At 68.7% G+C, this 16,867-nt stretch carries 15 protein-coding genes; 7 read left to right on the forward strand and 8 right to left on the reverse strand.

All coding sequences use genetic code 11. The annotated features are described in order from the left end of the window. Window positions 1–44 precede the first annotated feature (44 nt). The gene (locus ACLF6P_RS19055) at window positions 45–713 is read left to right on the forward strand and encodes a helix-turn-helix domain-containing protein (RefSeq protein WP_415951705.1); all 669 of its coding nucleotides are present in this window, start codon (window positions 45–47) and stop codon (window positions 711–713) included. 25 nt (window positions 714–738) lie between these two features. On the opposite strand, the gene ACLF6P_RS19060 is transcribed toward ACLF6P_RS19055, so the two are convergent. Continuing rightward, on the reverse strand, window positions 739–1,764 hold the full coding sequence (locus tag ACLF6P_RS19060; protein ID WP_415951706.1) for an ATP-dependent 6-phosphofructokinase: 1,026 nt from the start codon (window positions 1,762–1,764) through the stop codon (window positions 739–741). A 361-nt stretch (window positions 1,765–2,125) separates the two neighbouring features. On the opposite strand from ACLF6P_RS19060, the gene pta reads away from it, so the two are divergent. From pta to pyk, 3 genes are all read left to right on the forward strand, one after another. Further along, window positions 2,126–4,201 (forward strand): phosphate acetyltransferase, encoded by a 2,076-nt coding sequence (gene pta / locus ACLF6P_RS19065; protein WP_415951707.1) that lies wholly within the window; start codon window positions 2,126–2,128, stop codon window positions 4,199–4,201. 96 nt (window positions 4,202–4,297) lie between these two features. Next, window positions 4,298–5,521 (forward strand): acetate kinase, encoded by a 1,224-nt coding sequence (locus ACLF6P_RS19070; protein ID WP_415951708.1) that lies wholly within the window; start codon window positions 4,298–4,300, stop codon window positions 5,519–5,521. A gap of 88 nt (window positions 5,522–5,609) precedes the next feature. Further along, complete coding sequence (pyk, locus tag ACLF6P_RS19075; protein WP_415951710.1) at window positions 5,610–7,040, forward strand: pyruvate kinase; 1,431 nt, start codon at window positions 5,610–5,612, stop codon at window positions 7,038–7,040. A gap of 104 nt (window positions 7,041–7,144) precedes the next feature. Here the strand turns inward: pyk and ACLF6P_RS19080 are convergent, their stop codons facing one another. The 4 genes from ACLF6P_RS19080 to ACLF6P_RS19095 form a co-directional block, all read right to left on the reverse strand. Beyond that, complete coding sequence (locus ACLF6P_RS19080; protein WP_415951712.1) at window positions 7,145–8,554, reverse strand: hypothetical protein; 1,410 nt, start codon at window positions 8,552–8,554, stop codon at window positions 7,145–7,147. Next, window positions 8,544–9,191 (reverse strand): DUF6114 domain-containing protein, encoded by a 648-nt coding sequence (locus ACLF6P_RS19085; RefSeq protein WP_415951714.1) that lies wholly within the window; start codon window positions 9,189–9,191, stop codon window positions 8,544–8,546. The genes ACLF6P_RS19080 and ACLF6P_RS19085 overlap by 11 nt, the downstream gene beginning before the upstream one ends. 150 nt (window positions 9,192–9,341) lie before the next feature. Continuing rightward, on the reverse strand, window positions 9,342–9,980 hold the full coding sequence (locus tag ACLF6P_RS19090) for a DUF6230 family protein (protein WP_415951715.1): 639 nt from the start codon (window positions 9,978–9,980) through the stop codon (window positions 9,342–9,344). A 717-nt stretch (window positions 9,981–10,697) separates the two neighbouring features. Continuing rightward, the gene (locus ACLF6P_RS19095) at window positions 10,698–11,672 is read right to left on the reverse strand and encodes a tetratricopeptide repeat protein (protein ID WP_415951716.1); all 975 of its coding nucleotides are present in this window, start codon (window positions 11,670–11,672) and stop codon (window positions 10,698–10,700) included. Window positions 11,673–12,146: 474 nt separating this feature from the next. Here ACLF6P_RS19095 and ACLF6P_RS19100 point away from each other — a divergent pair, with 474 nt between their 5' ends. Next, a complete protein-coding gene (locus tag ACLF6P_RS19100) occupies window positions 12,147–12,542 on the forward strand; it encodes a hypothetical protein (RefSeq protein WP_415951717.1) in 396 nt (131 codons plus the stop codon). A 298-nt stretch (window positions 12,543–12,840) separates the two neighbouring features. Next, window positions 12,841–14,148 (forward strand): hypothetical protein, encoded by a 1,308-nt coding sequence (locus tag ACLF6P_RS19105; protein WP_415951718.1) that lies wholly within the window; start codon window positions 12,841–12,843, stop codon window positions 14,146–14,148. Between the two features lie 113 nt (window positions 14,149–14,261). Here the strand turns inward: ACLF6P_RS19105 and ACLF6P_RS19110 are convergent, their stop codons facing one another. The 3 genes from ACLF6P_RS19110 to ACLF6P_RS19120 form a co-directional block, all read right to left on the reverse strand. Next, entirely contained in the window at window positions 14,262–14,582 is a 321-nt protein-coding gene (locus tag ACLF6P_RS19110; RefSeq protein WP_415951719.1) for a hypothetical protein, read from the reverse strand. A 150-nt stretch (window positions 14,583–14,732) separates the two neighbouring features. After that, on the reverse strand, window positions 14,733–14,942 hold the full coding sequence (locus ACLF6P_RS19115) for a DUF397 domain-containing protein (RefSeq protein WP_415951720.1): 210 nt from the start codon (window positions 14,940–14,942) through the stop codon (window positions 14,733–14,735). Next, entirely contained in the window at window positions 14,939–15,796 is an 858-nt protein-coding gene (locus ACLF6P_RS19120) for a helix-turn-helix domain-containing protein (protein ID WP_415951721.1), read from the reverse strand. The genes ACLF6P_RS19115 and ACLF6P_RS19120 overlap by 4 nt, the downstream gene beginning before the upstream one ends. A gap of 159 nt (window positions 15,797–15,955) precedes the next feature. Here ACLF6P_RS19120 and ACLF6P_RS19125 point away from each other — a divergent pair, with 159 nt between their 5' ends. After that, a complete protein-coding gene (locus ACLF6P_RS19125) occupies window positions 15,956–16,459 on the forward strand; it encodes an ATP-binding protein (protein WP_415951722.1) in 504 nt (167 codons plus the stop codon). The last annotated feature ends 408 nt before the right edge of the window (window positions 16,460–16,867 follow it).

Below are 16,867 nucleotides of genomic sequence, written 5' to 3' on the forward strand. Positions count from 1 at the left end.
ACACACCGTAGCCAGCGGGTCGGGGCGCACCTAGCGTGACGGCCGTGTCTGAGAACTCTCCCCCGTTCAACGCGCTCGCGGCCCGCCGGCTGCGGGAGGCGCTGGGCATGGCGCCCGGTCATGTGGCGTACGGCATCCGCGCCGGCTACGGACTGCCGTACATCACCCCGGACTCCGTCATCGCCTGGGAGCGCGGGCTCGCGGCGCCGAACAACAGCGAGCTGACCGCGCTCGCGGGCGCGTTGTGGTGCACGCCGGGCGAACTGCTCGGCGCGGCACGGACCCTGCGCGAGCACCGGCTCGCGCGCGGGCTCGCCACCGAGGACCTGGCGCGGGCCGTGGGGCTCGACCACCGGGCGTATCTGCGGATGGAGGAGCGTTCGGACTGGCGCGGCAATCCGCGGCAGTCGGCGGCGCTCGCCCAGGTGCTCGCCCTGACCCCCAAGGACTTCACCACGGTCATGGGCCGCGACGAACGGCTCAGGGAGCTCCTCACCAGCGCGGCGACGGCCCGTTGGCAGCCGTATGCGAAACCCGTCGCAAAGCTCGTACCCCTGGCCAACCGCCACATAGAAGGGGCCCTGGAATCCCTCCACGAGGAATACCAGGGCCGCATGGCCTCGACGCTGGCCTGGGGCGAGGGCGGTGACACGGGAGCGGACGGCCGCGAGTTCCTGTCGCGCATCCTGGACCACTTCTGGTCCCGGGTCTGAGACCGGATCAGCATTCCGGACGCACTCAGAACACCGACTCCGCCTCAGCCATCCGGTACTCCGGCACGGTCTTCAGCTCGGTGACCGCATCCGCAAGCGGCACCATCCGCACATCCGTGCCGATCAGCGCCGTGAACTTCCCGAAGTCCCCCCGGTGCGCCGCCTCCACCGCATGCCAGCCGAACCGCGTGGCGAGCACCCGGTCGTACGCGGTGGGCGTGCCGCCTCGCTGGACGTGGCCGAGGATGACCGGCTTGGCCTCCTTGCCGAGCCGGTGTTCCAGCTCGCGGGCGAGCGCCGTGCCGATGCCCTGGAAGCGTTCGTGCCCGTACTGGTCGATCTCCCCGGTGCCGTAGTCCATCGTGCCCTCGGCGGGGTGCGCGCCTTCTGCGACGCAGATGACGGCGAACTTCTTGCCTCGCGCGAACCGCTCCTCGATCATCTTCACGAGGTCCGCGGGGTCGAACGCCCGCTCGGGCAGACAGATCCCGTGTGCGCCGCCGGCCATCCCGGATTCGAGCGCGATCCAGCCCGCGTGCCGCCCCATGACCTCGACGACCATGACGCGCTGGTGCGATTCGGCGGTGGTCTTGAGGCGGTCCATCGCCTCGGTTGCCACGCCTACGGCGGTGTCGAAGCCGAAGGTGCGGTCCGTGGCGTTGATGTCGTTGTCGATCGTCTTCGGGACGCCCACCACCGGCATTCCCGCGTCCGAGAGCATCCGTGCCGCGGTGAGCGTACCCTCGCCGCCGATGGGAATGAGTACGTCGATCCCGAGCTGCTTGGCGAGTGCGGGCGCGTTGGCGACGGCGTCCTCCAGGCGGCCCTTCTCCAGGCGGGTGGAGCCGAGGATCGTGCCGCCGCGGGAGAGGATGCCGCTGACCGCGGTCAGGTCGAGGGGGCGGAAGTGGCCGTCGAGGAGGCCCTTGTAGCCGTCGTCGAAGCCGATGACCTGGTCCCCGTGCCCGGCGACGGCCCGGTGCACGACCGACCGGATCACTGCGTTCAGGCCGGGGCAGTCGCCGCCCGCCGTGAGAATTCCGATGCGCATCGTGCCGTGTCTCCTGCTCGCTAGTCGTACGCGTGGTCGCCCGCGTGAGCCGGGTCCGATTGTTCCATGGGCCCCTTTCCTCCGCTTCCTCCGCTTCCTTCGCCTACGCCGCTGTATCAGGGCTTTCGCCCCCTCGCCGGACCGACCTTCGGAGCTTGCTCCGACGGCACCTCCCCACCCGACAAGCGGGCCCCTATCCACCCGGCAAGGGTATTGTCAAGGGGGGCAAGCGCGCCATAAGAGGCATTTTTTCGGCCGTCGCGCCGCACCGGATGACCGTACAGACTGAAGAGCACACCATCCGAAGCGAAGAACAAAGAACAAAGAACGAAGAACGAGAAGCGAAGAACGGAGAGCACGCGTGACGCGCAGCGTGTACGTGACCGGGATCGACCGGGGGGACGGCCGCCAGGTCGTGGAGCTGGGGGTCATGGAGCTCCTGACCCGCCAGGTCGACCGGGTGGGCGTCTTCCGGCCGCTCGTCCACGACGGTCCCGACCGCATGTTCGAGCTGCTGCGGGCGCGCTACCGCCTGAGCCAGGACGCCTCGACCGTCTACGGCATGGACTACCAGGAGGCCTCCGCCCTGCAGGCCGAGAAGGGCACCGACGAGCTGGTCTCCGAGCTCGTGGACCGCTTCCACCGGGTGGCCCACGCGTACGAGGTGGTCCTGGTGCTCGGCACGGACTTCGCCGCCACCCAGCTCCCCGACGAGCTGGCGCTCAACGCACGCCTGGCGAACGAGTTCGGTGCATGGGTACTGCCCGTGGTCGGCGGCAAGGGCCAGGAGGCGGGTTCGGTGCGTTCCGAGGCGCGCAACGCCTATCGGGCCTACGAGGCGCTCGGCTGCGATGTGCTCGCGCTCGCCGTGAACCGGGTGGCGGCCGAGGACCGCGAGGCGATCGCCGAGAAGCTCGCCGTCCAACTGCCCGTACCCAGCTACGTACTTCCGGACGAGCCGGCCCTCGCCGCACCCACCGTCGCGCAGATCACCCATGCCCTCGGCGGCAAGGTGCTGCTCGGCGACGGCTCCGGGCTCTCGCGCGACGCCCTCGACTTCGTCTTCGGCGGGGCCATGCTGCCCAACCTCCTCAAGGCACTGACCCCGGGCTGCCTGGTGATCACGCCCGGCGACCGGGCCGATCTGGTGGTGGGCGCGCTCGCCGCGCACAACGCCGGAACGCCGCCGATCGCGGGCGTGCTGCTCACCCTCGACGAGCGGCCCGGCCCGGAGATCCTGCGGCTCGCCGAGCGGCTCGCGCCAGGCACCCCGGTGGTCTCCGTGGCCGAGAACTCCTTCCCGACGGCAGCCGAACTCTTCGCCCTGGAAGGCAAGCTGAACGCGGCGACCCCGCGCAAGGCGGAGACCGCGCTCGGCCTCTTCGAGCGCCACGTCGACGGCTCCGGGCTGCTCGCCCGCCTGGAGGTCTCGCGCAGCGGCAAGGTCACGCCGATGATGTTCGAGCACAAGCTGATCGAACAGGCCCGCTCGGACAAGCGCCGTGTCGTGCTCCCCGAGGGCAGCGAGGAGCGGGTGCTGCGCGCCGCCGACGTACTGCTTCGCCGCGGGGTCTGCGAGCTGACGCTGCTCGGCGATGCGGACGCCATCCGCAAGAAGGCCGCCGACCTCGGCATCAATCTCTCGGACGCGCAGATCATCGACCCGGCGACCTCGGAGCTGCGCGCCGTCTTCGCCGAGGACTACGCGAAGCTGCGTGCCCACAAGGGCATGACGGTGGAGCTGGCGAGCGATGTCGTCGTGGACGTCAACTACTTCGGCACCCTGATGGTGCGCAGCGGCCTCGCGGACGGCATGGTCTCCGGTTCGGTGCACTCCACGGCGGCCACGATCCGTCCGGCCTTCGAGATCATCAGAACCAAGCCGGAGGCGAAGATCGTCTCCTCGGTCTTCTTCATGTGCCTGGCCGACAGGGTCCTCGTCTACGGCGACTGCGCGGTCAACCCGGACCCGGACGCCGAGCAGCTCGCCGACATCGCGCTGCAGTCGGCGGCCACCGCCGCCCAGTTCGGTGTGGAGCCGCGGATCGCGATGCTCTCGTACTCCACCGGCACCTCCGGCAAGGGCGCCGATGTGGACAAGGTCCGCGAGGCCACGGAGCTGGCCCGGTCCCTCAACCCGGCGCTGAAGATCGAGGGCCCGATCCAGTACGACGCGGCGGTCGAGCCCTCGGTCGCGGCGACCAAGCTGCCGGACTCGGAGGTCGCCGGGCAGGCGAGCGTGCTGATCTTCCCGGACCTCAACACCGGCAACAACACCTACAAGGCCGTGCAGCGTTCGGCCGGCGCGATCGCCGTCGGGCCGGTGCTGCAGGGGCTGCGCAAGCCGGTGAACGACCTGTCCCGCGGCGCGCTGGTGCAGGACATCGTCAACACCGTCGCCATCACGGCGATCCAGGCGCAGACGCCTGCCACCTGACAGACCCCTCCCGCCCTGGGGGCCGAGCCCTTTTCAAGGCTATCGGCCCCCACTGACAACAAAGCAGAACCGCCCCCACCCAGAAAGCCTCCTTTCGTGACAGCGACCCGCGTACTCGTCCTCAACTCCGGCTCCTCGTCGGTGAAGTACCAGCTGCTCGACATGACCGACGCCTCGAGGCTCGCCGCCGGTCTGGTCGAGCGGATCGGCGAGCAGACCTCCCGGCTCAAGCACACCCCGCTGACCGGCGAGGAGGCCGAGCCCCGGATCACCGAGGGCCGGATCGCCGACCACAAGGCCGCGCTGGAGGCGGTCGCCGCCGAGCTGGACCGGGACGGCCTCGGCCTCGACTCCCCCGAGCTGGCCGCGATCGGCCACCGTGTGGTGCACGGCGGCACGCGCTTCACGCAGCCCACCGTCGTGGACTCCGAGGTGCTCGCCGAGCTGGAGAAGCTTGTGCCGCTCGCGCCGCTGCACAACCCGGCGAACATCACCGGCATCGAGGTGGCCCGTTCGATCCGCCCCGACCTGCCGCAGGTCGCGGTCTTCGACACGGCCTTCCACGCGACGATGCCGGAGGCCGCGTACCGTTACGCGATCGACCGGGAGATTGCCGACGCGCTCTCGATCCGCCGCTACGGCTTCCACGGCACCTCGCACGCGTATGTCTCGCGCGCGACGGCGAAGCTGCTCGGCAAGCGCCCCGAGGACACCAACGTCATCGTGCTCCACCTGGGCAACGGCGCCTCGGCCTCCGCGGTTCAGGGCGGGGTGTGCGTGGACACCTCGATGGGGCTGACCCCGCTCGAAGGCCTCGTCATGGGCACGCGTTCGGGCGATCTGGATCCGGCGGTGATCTTCCATCTGGCGCGGGTGGGCGGCAAGTCGGTGGACGAGATCGACGATCTCCTCAACAAGAGGAGCGGTCTGATCGGCCTGTGCGGCGACAACGACATGCGGGAAATCATGCGCCGCGCGAATGAAGGCGACGAAGCCGCACGCGGCGCCTTCGAGATTTACATCCACCGCCTGAAGAAGTACATCGGCGCTTATACGGCGGTGCTCGGCCGGGTGGACGCGGTGGCCTTCACGGCCGGGGTCGGCGAGAACGCCGCGCCGGTGCGCGAGGCCACCGTCCGCGGCCTGGAGGAGCTCGGCCTGGCGCTTGACGCGCAGAGCAATTCCGTACGAAATGATGAGCCGCGGTTGATTTCTGCCAATTACGCGCGAGTAGCCGTGGCCGTGGTACCGACCGACGAGGAACTGGAGATCGCCACACAGGCTTATGCCCTGGTGAATCCCGCCGCGCCTCCTCTGTGACCCCCCTCACTTGAGCACACATTCGCACATTTGGAGTTTCCACCAGACGGAATATTCCGCGCCGAAACAAAACGATAGGATCCGTCTCATGCGCCGTTCCAAAATCGTCTGCACTCTGGGCCCCGCCGTCGACTCGTATGAGCAGCTGAAGGCTCTCATCGAGGCCGGTATGAACGTGGCCCGCTTCAACTTCAGCCACGGATCCCACGCGGAACACCAGGAGCGTTACGACCGGGTCCGGCAGGCCGCCGCCGACACCGGCAAGGCCATCGGTGTGCTCGCCGACCTGCAGGGGCCGAAGATCCGCCTGGAGACCTTCGCCGAAGGCCCCGTAGAGCTGGTGCGCGGTGACGAGTTCACCATCACCACCGAGGACGTGCCCGGCGACAAGTCGATCTGCGGGACCACGTACAAGGGGCTGCCGGGCGATGTCGCCAAGGGCGACCAGGTCCTCATCAACGACGGCAACGTCGAGCTCAAGGTCGTCTCGGTCGACGGCCCGCGGGTGCGGACCGTCGTCATCGAGGGCGGCGTGATCTCGGACCACAAGGGCATCAACCTGCCCGGCGCCGCGGTCAACGTGCCCGCCCTGTCCGAGAAGGACGTCGAGGACCTCCGCTTCGCACTGCGCATGGGCTGCGACATCGTCGCCCTGTCCTTCGTCCGCGATGCCGCTGACGTCAAGGACGTCCACAAGATCATGGACGAGGAGGGCCGCCGGGTCCCCGTCATCGCCAAGGTCGAGAAGCCGCAGGCCGTCGCCAACATGGAGGGCGTCGTCGCCGCCTTCGACGGCGTGATGGTGGCCCGCGGCGACCTCGCCGTCGAGTACCCCCTCGAAAAGGTCCCGATGGTGCAGAAGCGCCTCGTGGAGCTCTGCCGCCGCAATGCCAAGCCGGTGATCGTCGCGACCCAGATGATGGAGTCGATGATCACCAACTCCCGCCCCACACGCGCCGAGGCCTCCGACGTGGCCAACGCGATCCTGGACGGCGCGGACGCGGTCATGCTCTCCGCCGAGTCCTCGGTCGGCGCCTACCCGATCGAGACGGTCAAGACCATGTCGAAGATCGTCAAGGCGGCCGAGGGGGAGCTGCTGTCCAAGGGGTTGCAGCCGCTCGTCCCGGGCAAGAAGCCGCGTACGCAGGGCGGTTCGGTGGCCCGCGCGGCCGCCGAGATCGCCGAGTTCCTGGACGCCAGGACGCTCGTCGCCTTCACGCACTCCGGCGACACCGCGCGCCGCCTCGCGCGCTACCGTCCCGTCCAGCCGATCCTCGCGTTCACCACGACCGAGGACACCCGCAACCAGCTGGCGCTCAGCTGGGGCGTGAACACCCAGATCGTGCCGCACGTCGACAACACCGACGACATGGTCGAGCTGGTCGACGCCGAGATGATGAAGATCAACGCCTGCAGCGAGGGCGACACCATCATCATCACGGCCGGCTCCCCGCCCGGGGTCCCCGGCACGACCAACATGGTCCGCGTGCACCACCTCGGCGGCGGCCGCCGGGACTGAGCATCGGCCTGTGCCCGTACGGCATCGAGGGCGCCCTCCGCTTGGAGGGCGCCCTCGGCGTTCGTACGGCTACGGGGCTCGGCTTCCGTTCCCCGGGACGGGTCCTACTGCTCGACGTAGTTCTCGAACCCGGGGATCGTCAGCGTGCCGCCGAACTGACCGGCGTTCAGCACGGTGACGTTGGTGAACATCGCGTAGGGGACGTCCAGCGGCGGCGGCGTCTCGGGCGTGAACTCGACGGGGATCAGTCCGAAGAGATTGCCCTTGAGCAGCTCGGTGTACATGGTCACCGTGCCGTTGCGGATCTTCGACGTGGAGCCCTTGGCGCCCTTGATGTGCGCGGCGGGCCCGCCCTTGGGGTCCTGGACGGTCTGGTGCAGGTCCTTGATGTCCACCGAGGTGGCCGTGAACTTCAGGACCGGTTTGACCGTACCGCTCGCCGTCTTGACGTTCACCACACCGTGGTAGTCGAGACCACGCAGCGTGAGCATGCTGGTGTTCAGCTTCCACGGGTAGTCCGGCAGCGCCGGGATCCCGGGCTCCAGATCCGCGGCGGCGAGGGCCGCCGGGTTCTCCTCGGCGCAGGGGAAGCGCGGCTTGCCGTCCTCGCCCAGCGGGAGGTCCTTGATGGCCTCGTCCAGGCTCGGCACGTCCGCGCTCAGGGCCTCGACCTCGACGCCCGCCTTCTCGGCCGCCTTCTCGATGTCGGCCTTGAGCTGGTCCGTGGCACCCTTCGCCCCGTCGGCGTCCTTCGCGGACGCCTTGGCGCCGGAATCCCCGCTCGCCTTGGCCGAGGTGTCCTCGGAACTGTCCTCGGCGGCCGGCTTCTCCGCGGTGGGCTTCTCCGCCGCGGGCTGCTCGGTCTCCTCGGCGGCGGGCTGCTCACTCGGAGTCGGGGCCGGCTCGGGGGCGGGCTCCTCCTTGTCGTCCGGCGTGAAGAAGTCCTTGACGTCCTCGCCGAACTGTTCGAGCTTCTCGCCGACACCCAGCGGATCCCACGGGTTCGTGGTCTCGCTCGCGGCGGGAGCGGGCTCCTGGGCCGCCGGTTCCTCGGCCGCCTTCTGCGTGGTGGCGGCCGCATCGCCGCTGCCCGCGTCCCCTGCGTACTTCGCGTCCTCCGTGGCCGGAGCGGGCTCCTCGGAGGGCTTCGCCTCGGGCTTCTCGGCGGTCCCGGACTTCTCCGTGTCCGCCGCCTTCTCCTCCTCCTCGGAGGCCGAGGGGCTGGGCGCCTGGGAGGCCTTCTGCTCTTCCTCCTCCTGGGCCGCCGCCACGTCCTCGCGGGTCACGCACGGGCCGGAGGAGAAAGGTATCTCGCCGTCGTCGGCGACCGCGGGCTTGGGCATGAGGCCCATGCCCACGAACACGGCGGTCGGCATCGCCGCGAGGGCCATGGCCTTGTTGGCGGGCAGGTGCAGCTTGGTCAGCAGGGTCTTACGTGGGGCCGCGTGTCGCGGACTCTTCCTGACCGCCGCGCCCTCGCCCTCCAGGGCCAGTCGCGTCTCGTCAGCCGGCACTGTGCCTCCCGCCGTTGGTCTCCAGTGTGGTGTCCGCGCCGCCGTGGTCGTCCTCGGCCTGCGGGGCGGAGTCGGGCTCCTCTGCGGGGCGCCCGTCCTTCTCCGGCTCCGGCTGCTCGCCCTTCACCAGGCTGGGCTGCTCACTCGTCGCCACGTCCGGCTGCTCGGCATGCGCCGGCTCCGACTGCGCGCCCGCCCTCGCGGGCTGCGCGCCTTCCGCTTCGGGCTGCTGCTCGGCCGACTCCCCCGGCGCCCAGGCGATGGCCAGACCGCCACCGATGAGCGAGAGGAGCAGACCCATGAAGAATCCGCCGAAGTTCGACAGCGGGAAGGAGACGAGGCCGAGGATGATCGCCGCGACACCCGCGAAGACGCGCACGATGTGGTGGAACCACATCGTCAGACCGAGCGTCACCAGCAGGACGCCGATGATCGCCGCGCTGGAGGCACCCGTCGTCTGCATGGCCAGGGTGAGGTTCCCCAGCTTGACGTGCGCGTAGGGGAAGTAGGCGATCGGCAGGCCACTGAGCATCGTGAACAGGCCGGCCCAGAACGGCCGGGTGCCACGCCAGTTCCGGAACCTGATCCGGAAGACCTTGAGGTAGTGCTCGTTCGGCCCCGGTGCAACGGCGCTCATGTGACAACAGCTCCTTGGAACCGGCAGTACGTGAAGTGGTGCGAAGTCTGTGCGGCGGGCGGGGAGGTGAGGCTCCCGCGCCCGCCGGGCCAGTCGCCCGACGGCCTGCCCCCTCGGTCAGGAGGCGCGGCCGCGGGGCTCAGCGAGTGCTCAGTAGCACTCGTTCTTGCCCATGTTGACCGACATGCCGAAGCCGCTCAGCTTGAACGTGCCCGCACTGGTCGCCCAGGCGGTCTGCTCCACGTTCGTGATGACTGCCTTGTCGGCACGCTGGGCGAAACCGTTCGGGTTCGCCTGCTCGCTGCCGCCCTTCATCGGGGGCACCTTGTCACCGGCCGAACCGGCGGCCACACCGATGTCCACGTTGGTGAACTCGGCGTTCGACGACTTCAGCTGCGCGACGTCGATGTAGATGTTCTCGGCCTCGACCGGCGTGCCGTTGCCACCCGCGGTGAGGCGCAGGGTGACATCACCGAGCAGCGGCACCTTGGTGACAACCGACTGGCACATGTTGTCGATCTCGGCGGTCTTGAAGGCGTTGATGGCCACCGGGTGAGCGGCCTTGTTGCCTTCCATGTCCGTGCCGACGTCGACGCCGCCGTACTGGAGCATGTCGTAGCCGCGGAGCTCATCGGCCTTGACCTTGAACGACTGCCCAGAAACGCTGAACGATGCCGCAAGCGCACCCTGCGAGAGGGCGACGCCGATCGCGGCAGTCGCCGCGACGCTCGGCACCATGACTACGGCGAACCGCTTCCAACGGGTACCGCCACGAGCCACGGATTCCATGACTTTCCTCCTTCTCGGACGTACATCTCCTGGCCCTGACTGCCGTCGAACGGCTCAGCCGGGCAGGGATGGGAGAAGTGCTACGTCCTCGGGAAGAAGAGCGCCTTGATCCGGACACAGCTGTGCACTGCGGCACGGAACACGGGCGTTCACCCCCGAGCGACAACCACATGGCCGCGCCTTGGCGCGACCGGATCGGACAGGCCCCGCCGGATTGGCGGAGACCCCCCTGTCCAGGCCGGCGGCGGGCTGCCTCCGGCCACTCGGTGGGGACCCAGGAACCGTTTCCCGATCTGGCTGTCGGGCTTACGTGATTGGACCGAGCGTGGCCGATCGTGGTGCATTCGGAGCGCCCGCACAAGGGGGTTCGTTACTCACTGGTAACGGCCACATAACCCCGCCACGACGGGGCGGCATCGGGCAGGCACACAGGGTGCACGCGCCGATGAGAGCAGACCGGGCGATCACTCACTAAAACGGGACAGAACAGCGCCCCTGATTTACTCCAAGTAACAGCGGCCGCGATTACCAAGATTTGGTAAAGCGCGGCCGCCGAGTCTCTCTGTCGTCAAATTTTCACAAGACCACTAGCCGGTCGCCGGTTTAACGACAGGCGCGGTGCGCGCCCCCGGCGTACGGGGCCACCGGGGTACTCACCGCCTGACAAAACCGGCACCTACTGCTCCGTATGTGCCCGGTTCGTGGTGATCGGTCGGGTCAGAACAGGGCGCGGGCCAGCGCCGTCCGGGCCTTGACCACGCGCGGGTCCTCGAGCCCGACCACCTCGAAAAGGCCGAGCAGATGCTTGCGTACGGCATCGCGGTCGTCCCCGAAGACCTTCTTGACCGTGTCGACGAGCCGCCCGAAGGCGTCCTCGACATGCCCGCCGACGAGATCCAGGTCGGCCGCGGCGATCTGCGCGGCCGGATCGGCGGGCTTCTCGGCCGCCTCCTTCCGCACCTGCTGTGCGTCGAGCCCCTGCACCCGCTGCAGCAGCTCCGCCTGGGCGAGGCCCAGTTTGGCCTCGGTGTTGGCCGGATCATCGGCGAGCACGTTCTTGTACGCCTGCACCGCACCGCCCAAGTCCCCGGCGTCCAAGGCCTGCACGGCGGCTTCGAGCAGCGCGTCGTACGGCCCGGCGGGCTCGGGGGCGGCCTCCCGCTCCTCACCCCCCTGCGCATCGGCGTCGACGACGAGCCCGGTCAGACCGAACCGCTCCTCGGCGACCTGCACCAGCTGATCGACGGTCTGCCGGATCTGCGCCTCGGGCGCGGCACCCTGGAAAAGGGGAAGAGCCTGCCCCGCGACAACCGCGAACACAGCGGGAATCCCCTGGATCCCGAACTGCTGCATCAGCATCTGGTTGGCATCGACGTCGACCTTCGCGAGGACGAAGCGCCCGTTGTACTCCAGAGTCAGTTTCTCGAGCAGCGGACCGAGCTGCTTGCACGGCTCGCACCACTCGGCCCAGAAGTCGATCACGACGGGCACTTCGGTGGAGCGCTGGATGACATCGCTCTCGAACGACGCCTCACTGACGTCGATCACCAGATCCGCGGGCGACACGGCCCCGCCGCCGCCCTGCCGCGCCGCTTCGGCGCGCGCCTGCTCGGCCTTGGCCTTGGCCTCCTGGGCCGCCTTCACCGCACCGAGGTCGACGACCCCGCTCATGGACATGTTCCGTGGCTGCATGCCCCTAGTCTCCCCCCTCGGGGCGCACGGACGAAAACAGTCGGCCGAACCTGCGGCCACGGCCTCCAACACTCGCCCGCGCCCTGCACTGAACGGTGCGCTCCGACGTGCCCGGCGGTGGCCCCGGCCGGGGTGCAGCCGGATCGCGATCCGCCCTTCCGCGCAAAGCCGGCCCGATCCGTGCCACAGCGACCGTGGCGCGATCACCGACGGGCCTGGCTGGTGGGGCGCCCGGCGAACGCAGGGGCTGTAACTTGAACGGTGAACTGATGCTGAATGCATGATTCAGGCCGTGCAGAAAATAGACAGCTTCACCCGCGATGGAAGACTGTTCAGTCAAGCCCTACCATAAGCACGGACTGCATATCCGCCGCATCTCCCCTGAGGAATTCGCCAGAATCGGAACTCTCCATAACATCCCAGCGGCGGACGCTGCAGCCACCTGGATACTGAAACCCGACGGAGGGCGTACAGATGACGCAGTTCGAAAAGGCAAACGGCACAGAGATATCCGAAAGGGAGAATCTAGCAGATGGGGTCGCAAGGGCGCTGACGATGGCGGGCCTTACCGCCATCGCCCGAGAAGCCGATCACGACCCGCATACAGGCGGCGCCCTGATTTTGGTCGATCCCGGCGCAGATACGCAAGGCGGGGTGTTTGTGCAATGGGAAGTCCACCCGTCCCTCAGTCGCGCGGCATCGGCGGGTGCAGCCAGGGGTGAAAATCAGTCGCCCGCTTTTCTCTATTTCAGCTCAATCATCCCACAAATGCAGACAGTACTGATTGCTATTCTTGGCGCCGCGGGATTCCGGGCCACCGACGCCAACGACGACATGAGCCCGTACACGATCCGTGTCGAGGGCGCGTGATTTCGTCCCGGAATTATTGACGAAGCGCCCGCCGCCCGCCGCGCGTGCGAACGCACGCACGCACGCGAAGATATCCTGATGCACAACTGTCTCAGACTCAGCAATGAGCCCATCGACGGCGCCCTCGCCCAATACCAGAGCGACCACGCCGGAATTATCGCCTACATTACATATCCCACCTAGGTCACTGATCAAGCCGGATAGGTAGTCTGCAGTCCAGTTGGACGCGATGGGCTGCCGCCGCAGTCAGTGGCGGCAGCCCACCTCCATGAATTGCATCCGTAAGAGGAGATCACTCTTGGCCAGGCAGGCCCAGGTGTACGTGTGGTACCACGAAGGCGACTTCGGGCTCAGCCTGCTCGCGGAGCTGTTGGCCGCCGAACCCCTGCCCGTCAGCCACGCCAGGTTCATGGATCTGGCTGCACGGGTCGCTGCTGTCTGCGAGGGGGAAGGAGCTGTGGAACTCGGTGTCGATGTGGCCTGCCTGCTCGACTCCGACGTGCCGGACGACGTGCTGCGCACGGTATGGCGCTGTGCGACGCACGGCCGCAGTGGCCTGTCCGACTCCGTCACGGGCGCACGAGGTTGGCTACAGCAGCTTGCCGCTGCCCACCCGGCGCGTCGCCGAGCCGAGGACCACAGCTCGAAGCACTGGCCGCGCCGCCAAACCGAGGAGGCGGACCTCAGCCGCGCGGCGCTGCTCGCGATGCGTGCCTGCTCTGCCGAGATCGCGCACGCGCTTCGTGACGAAGTTGCAGCGGGCTGTCCAACCTCGGAAGGCCTGCTGGAAGGGCTGGCCGCAATCGTCGAGCGGTGCGACGCGGAGCTGGGATTCCGCCTTTTCCTTCGGGTCCTCAAGGTGCATCAAGTAGCAATCAGCAGAGAACAGTACGCGCGGTTCGTCGCACTCGCCCACGAGTTGCGCTACCCGGCTCCCATGGTCCAGGAAGGCCTCGTCGTGCAGTGGCCGGGCATCGACACCACCCGGCGCGACACCACCATGGACTTCGGCCTCTCTGGCCTGGCCTGGTATTTCGAGGGCTATACGGGTGACGTCCCCATCCGCACCGAACTGCGCCGGGCCGTAGCCGCCGACGACGTCCTGCAGGCTCCGGGGTCCTGTGCCGCCAACCTGCTCGAAGACGCGAACCGTCTCGTGGGGTCCACGCTCTCCGCCGACATCCTCTCCACACTGTGGCGGGCCGCCACGGGCGGAACCATCAGGCCGCAGGCGCTCGGCCTGGACGGCCGCGACTGGCTCCTGCTGATCGCAGCGGAGTGCCGCGCTCACCTGGCTGAAGTCGCCCCGGCCTACCACCCTGCCGACACACCGATCCGGTCCGACCTCACAGATAGCGTCGTACGGGAGATCCGCGAGCTCACGCCACGACTGGAGCAGGTCGACATCAGCCCGCAGGCTGTACATGAGGTTGCCACCATGGTCGACCCCGACCTCGGCTACCGCCTTCTCCTCCGTGCGCTGCGGTCATTCCACATTCCACTCGAGAAAGACCGGTACATCCGCTTCACGCGGCTGTCCGAAGAGTTCGGCCACGGTGCGGAGTATCTGCGCCAGATGGTGCAGGAGCTCACAGAGGCCGGCTGATGCCCCTCCTCGCCGCGACGACCCGGCCGAACGCAAGGAGCGTCAACGCGCGTTGGAACCTATCCCCCTCAGCGCCCGTCGCGAGCCGGCCATGAGTCGTCGATGCCGAGGGGCTATGCCGCAGAGGTGGGTTTGTCGCTTCGCTGCGGCCACTCGAAGAGGATGACCTTCCAACGCCCGTCCGCGTGGATGAGCTTCACTGTCTCGCGCACGGTGTTCCCTTCCGCGTCGGATGCCGTGAGCAGGGCTTTGCCCAGGTAGTCACCCATCCGCTCGTACTCGACGGGAGCCTTCGTGATGGTGAGGCCCTTGCCACCCTTCGACTCGATGATCCGGTTCGCCTGCGTTCTCGACCAAGGCTCGTCGGGAGCGGCACCAACCGCGAGGAGAGCCTCCGGGTCGCGGTCGTTGAGGGCCTGGACGTAGTCCTTCACGGCTTCTGGCGCACCCGCGGGCACGCTCCCGGCAGATCCGGAGTCCGAGCCCCCGCAGCCCGATCCGCCGACCAGGGCTGCGGCCGCCAGTACGCCTGCGAGTACGTGCCGCCTACGCACGGCGGGTGCCCGGTGCACGCGTGCGCACGCTCAGCCTGCGTCGCGCACGTAGGCGACGAACGCCGACCACTCTCCTGTGCCAAACCCGAGGCGCGGCCCCGGCAGGTTCTTCGAGTCGCGTACGTGGACGGTGCCGGGGGAGGTCGCGACCTCGACGCACTCCGGGCCTTCGTTGCTGCTGTAGCTGCTCTTGAACCACTCCAGGTCGGCGGCCTCGTCGGCAGAGGGCTTGATACTCATGTCGCTCCCAGCACCTTCTCGATGAACTCCAGTGACTCCCGCGGCGTAAGAGCCTGTGCGCGAACGATCCCATACTGGGTCTCCAGGCGGCGGACTTCCTTCCTTTCGGAGATCACCCGGCTGTACCGCTGCGCCTCAACGTGCCCCACCTTGGGACCGTGATGCGGGTCAACCAACATGAACGAGCCACCGAGCGCCGCATGATCCTCTCGGTTCGTCGGCATGACCTGGAGGTCCGCGCGCCGCGAGTGCCCCACTTCCAGCAGCCGTTCGAGCTGGCCTCGCATCACCATCCTGCCACCGAGCGGCCGTCGCAGCGTGACCTCTTCCTGGACGAAGCTGAGCACGGGCACCGGATGCTGCTCGAAGATCGCCTGGCGGGCCATGCGGGCCGCGACGTACTGCTCGATGGTCTCCTCGTCCAGCATGGGACGCCGCATCTTGTACATCGCCCGTGCGTAGTCCTCAGTCTGCAACAGGCCGTGGATGTGGAGCGCGGCATACGCGCCCAGCTCAGCCGAGTCCGACTCCAGCCGGGCGAGATCCCGCACCTTCTTCGGATATCGAACCCGCTCCACATCCGCCTTGAACGCGGCGAGCATCCCCTCCGCGCCAAGCACTTCGTCGGCCGCGTCCAGAAACGCCGGCTTCGGAATCCTCTTCCCCCGCTCCACCGCCGAGACCTGGTGCTCCGTGTACCCGATCGCCGCCCCGAGCTCGGCCTGCGTCATCCCGGCCCGCTCGCGCCATCTCCGCAGGTGTCGGCCGACCATTTCCAGGATCTCAGACGTGCCCTCGTCCCAGTCCTGTTCCTCCGCCACTTCACCACCGTCACCGGCGTGCGCCTCCGCCATGCCGGTCACCTCCGCCCGTCGTGCTCGTACAGCCACCGGCCGCGCCGCGAGTGGGCCGCGCCCGACAACCCGTACAACTGCCCAACCCCGCCTGACAGTCACCCTCCGTACCAGCGCTGTCACTGTTCACGGTACGCCGAGACCACCACGCTGAGTGACATGAAGCAGCAAATCGCCGATCAGGCGAGCACTCGCCAACACGCCGAGGACGAAGGGAAGTTCGTGGCCCGCCTCGGCTCAAGCCGTACGGGAGCCCGGCTCGCCCGCCGGCTCGCCGTGCAGCAGCTCTCAGAATGGGGCGTGGCGCGCGGCAGCGATCTCTCCGAGCGCGTGGCGCTCGTCGTCGGCGAGCTGGCCGCCAATGCGGCGACGCACGGCCGCAGCCCGGGCCGGGATTTCCGGCTGACACTCATGTACACCGGAGCGCCGAGCGATACGCCGCTTCCGCGCACCCTGCGTATCGAGGTCACCGACACCCGCCCCGACCGTCGGCCGCCCGAACCGGATCGACTCTCCCCGCCCGACGGGCGGCAGGAAGGCGGCCGGGGCCTGCTCATCGTCGACGCGCTCGCCGACCACTGGGGCTGCACCGCCGACGGGACGCTCACCAAGACCGTGTGGGCCGAGGTCGCCGGCCCCGGCTTGGAGCGGGACGGGCGGTGAGTCATCACGGAGAGCGGCTCGACAAGGCCTGCCCAGTCCGGCGCGTGGCAGCGAGCAGCCCGATGGCGGGCCGGGCAGCCATGTGGGCGGGCCCGTGCCCCGTTCGGCGACCGTGAACCCGCCCGAAGGGCCCCGCCGGATTGCGGGGCGTACGGACCGGTCACGGCCGGGTGGGCCTGGTGCGGTGGCCCGGGCGGTCCCGTAGGACCGGGTGGCCCGAGGAGGGCCAGGTGGTCCGAGGAGGACCGGGGTGCGCGGGGTCCCCACCCCGCGCGATGTGGTTGCCGCTCGTGGTGAGTGTTTGAGGGGGGCACTGGCCCACCGGCTCACGTACGAGCTTTCGCTACGGGTCGTAGCGTATATCGTTTCGGGGGCGCCCGGCACGTGATCTCCCTCACGGGGGTAAGG

The organism is Streptomyces lothianensis, assembly GCF_047779955.1.
Taxonomy (GTDB): Bacteria; Actinomycetota; Actinomycetes; order Streptomycetales; family Streptomycetaceae; genus Streptomyces.

Coding starts and splice junctions, on each gene's coding strand:
- ACLF6P_RS19060 (WP_415951706.1), bottom strand. CDS start 1,764: ATGCGCATCGGAATTCTCACGGCGGGCGGCGACTGCCCCGGCCTGAAC.
- pyk (WP_415951710.1), top strand. CDS start 5,610: ATGCGCCGTTCCAAAATCGTCTGCACTCTGGGCCCCGCCGTCGACTCG.
- ACLF6P_RS19085 (WP_415951714.1), bottom strand. CDS start 9,191: ATGAGCGCCGTTGCACCGGGGCCGAACGAGCACTACCTCAAGGTCTTC.
- ACLF6P_RS19090 (WP_415951715.1), bottom strand. CDS start 9,980: ATGGAATCCGTGGCTCGTGGCGGTACCCGTTGGAAGCGGTTCGCCGTA.
- ACLF6P_RS19095 (WP_415951716.1), bottom strand. CDS start 11,672: ATGCAGCCACGGAACATGTCCATGAGCGGGGTCGTCGACCTCGGTGCG.
- ACLF6P_RS19100 (WP_415951717.1), top strand. CDS start 12,147: ATGACGCAGTTCGAAAAGGCAAACGGCACAGAGATATCCGAAAGGGAG.
- ACLF6P_RS19115 (WP_415951720.1), bottom strand. CDS start 14,942: ATGAGTATCAAGCCCTCTGCCGACGAGGCCGCCGACCTGGAGTGGTTC.
- ACLF6P_RS19120 (WP_415951721.1), bottom strand. CDS start 15,796: ATGGCGGAGGCGCACGCCGGTGACGGTGGTGAAGTGGCGGAGGAACAG.
- ACLF6P_RS19125 (WP_415951722.1), top strand. CDS start 15,956: ATGAAGCAGCAAATCGCCGATCAGGCGAGCACTCGCCAACACGCCGAG.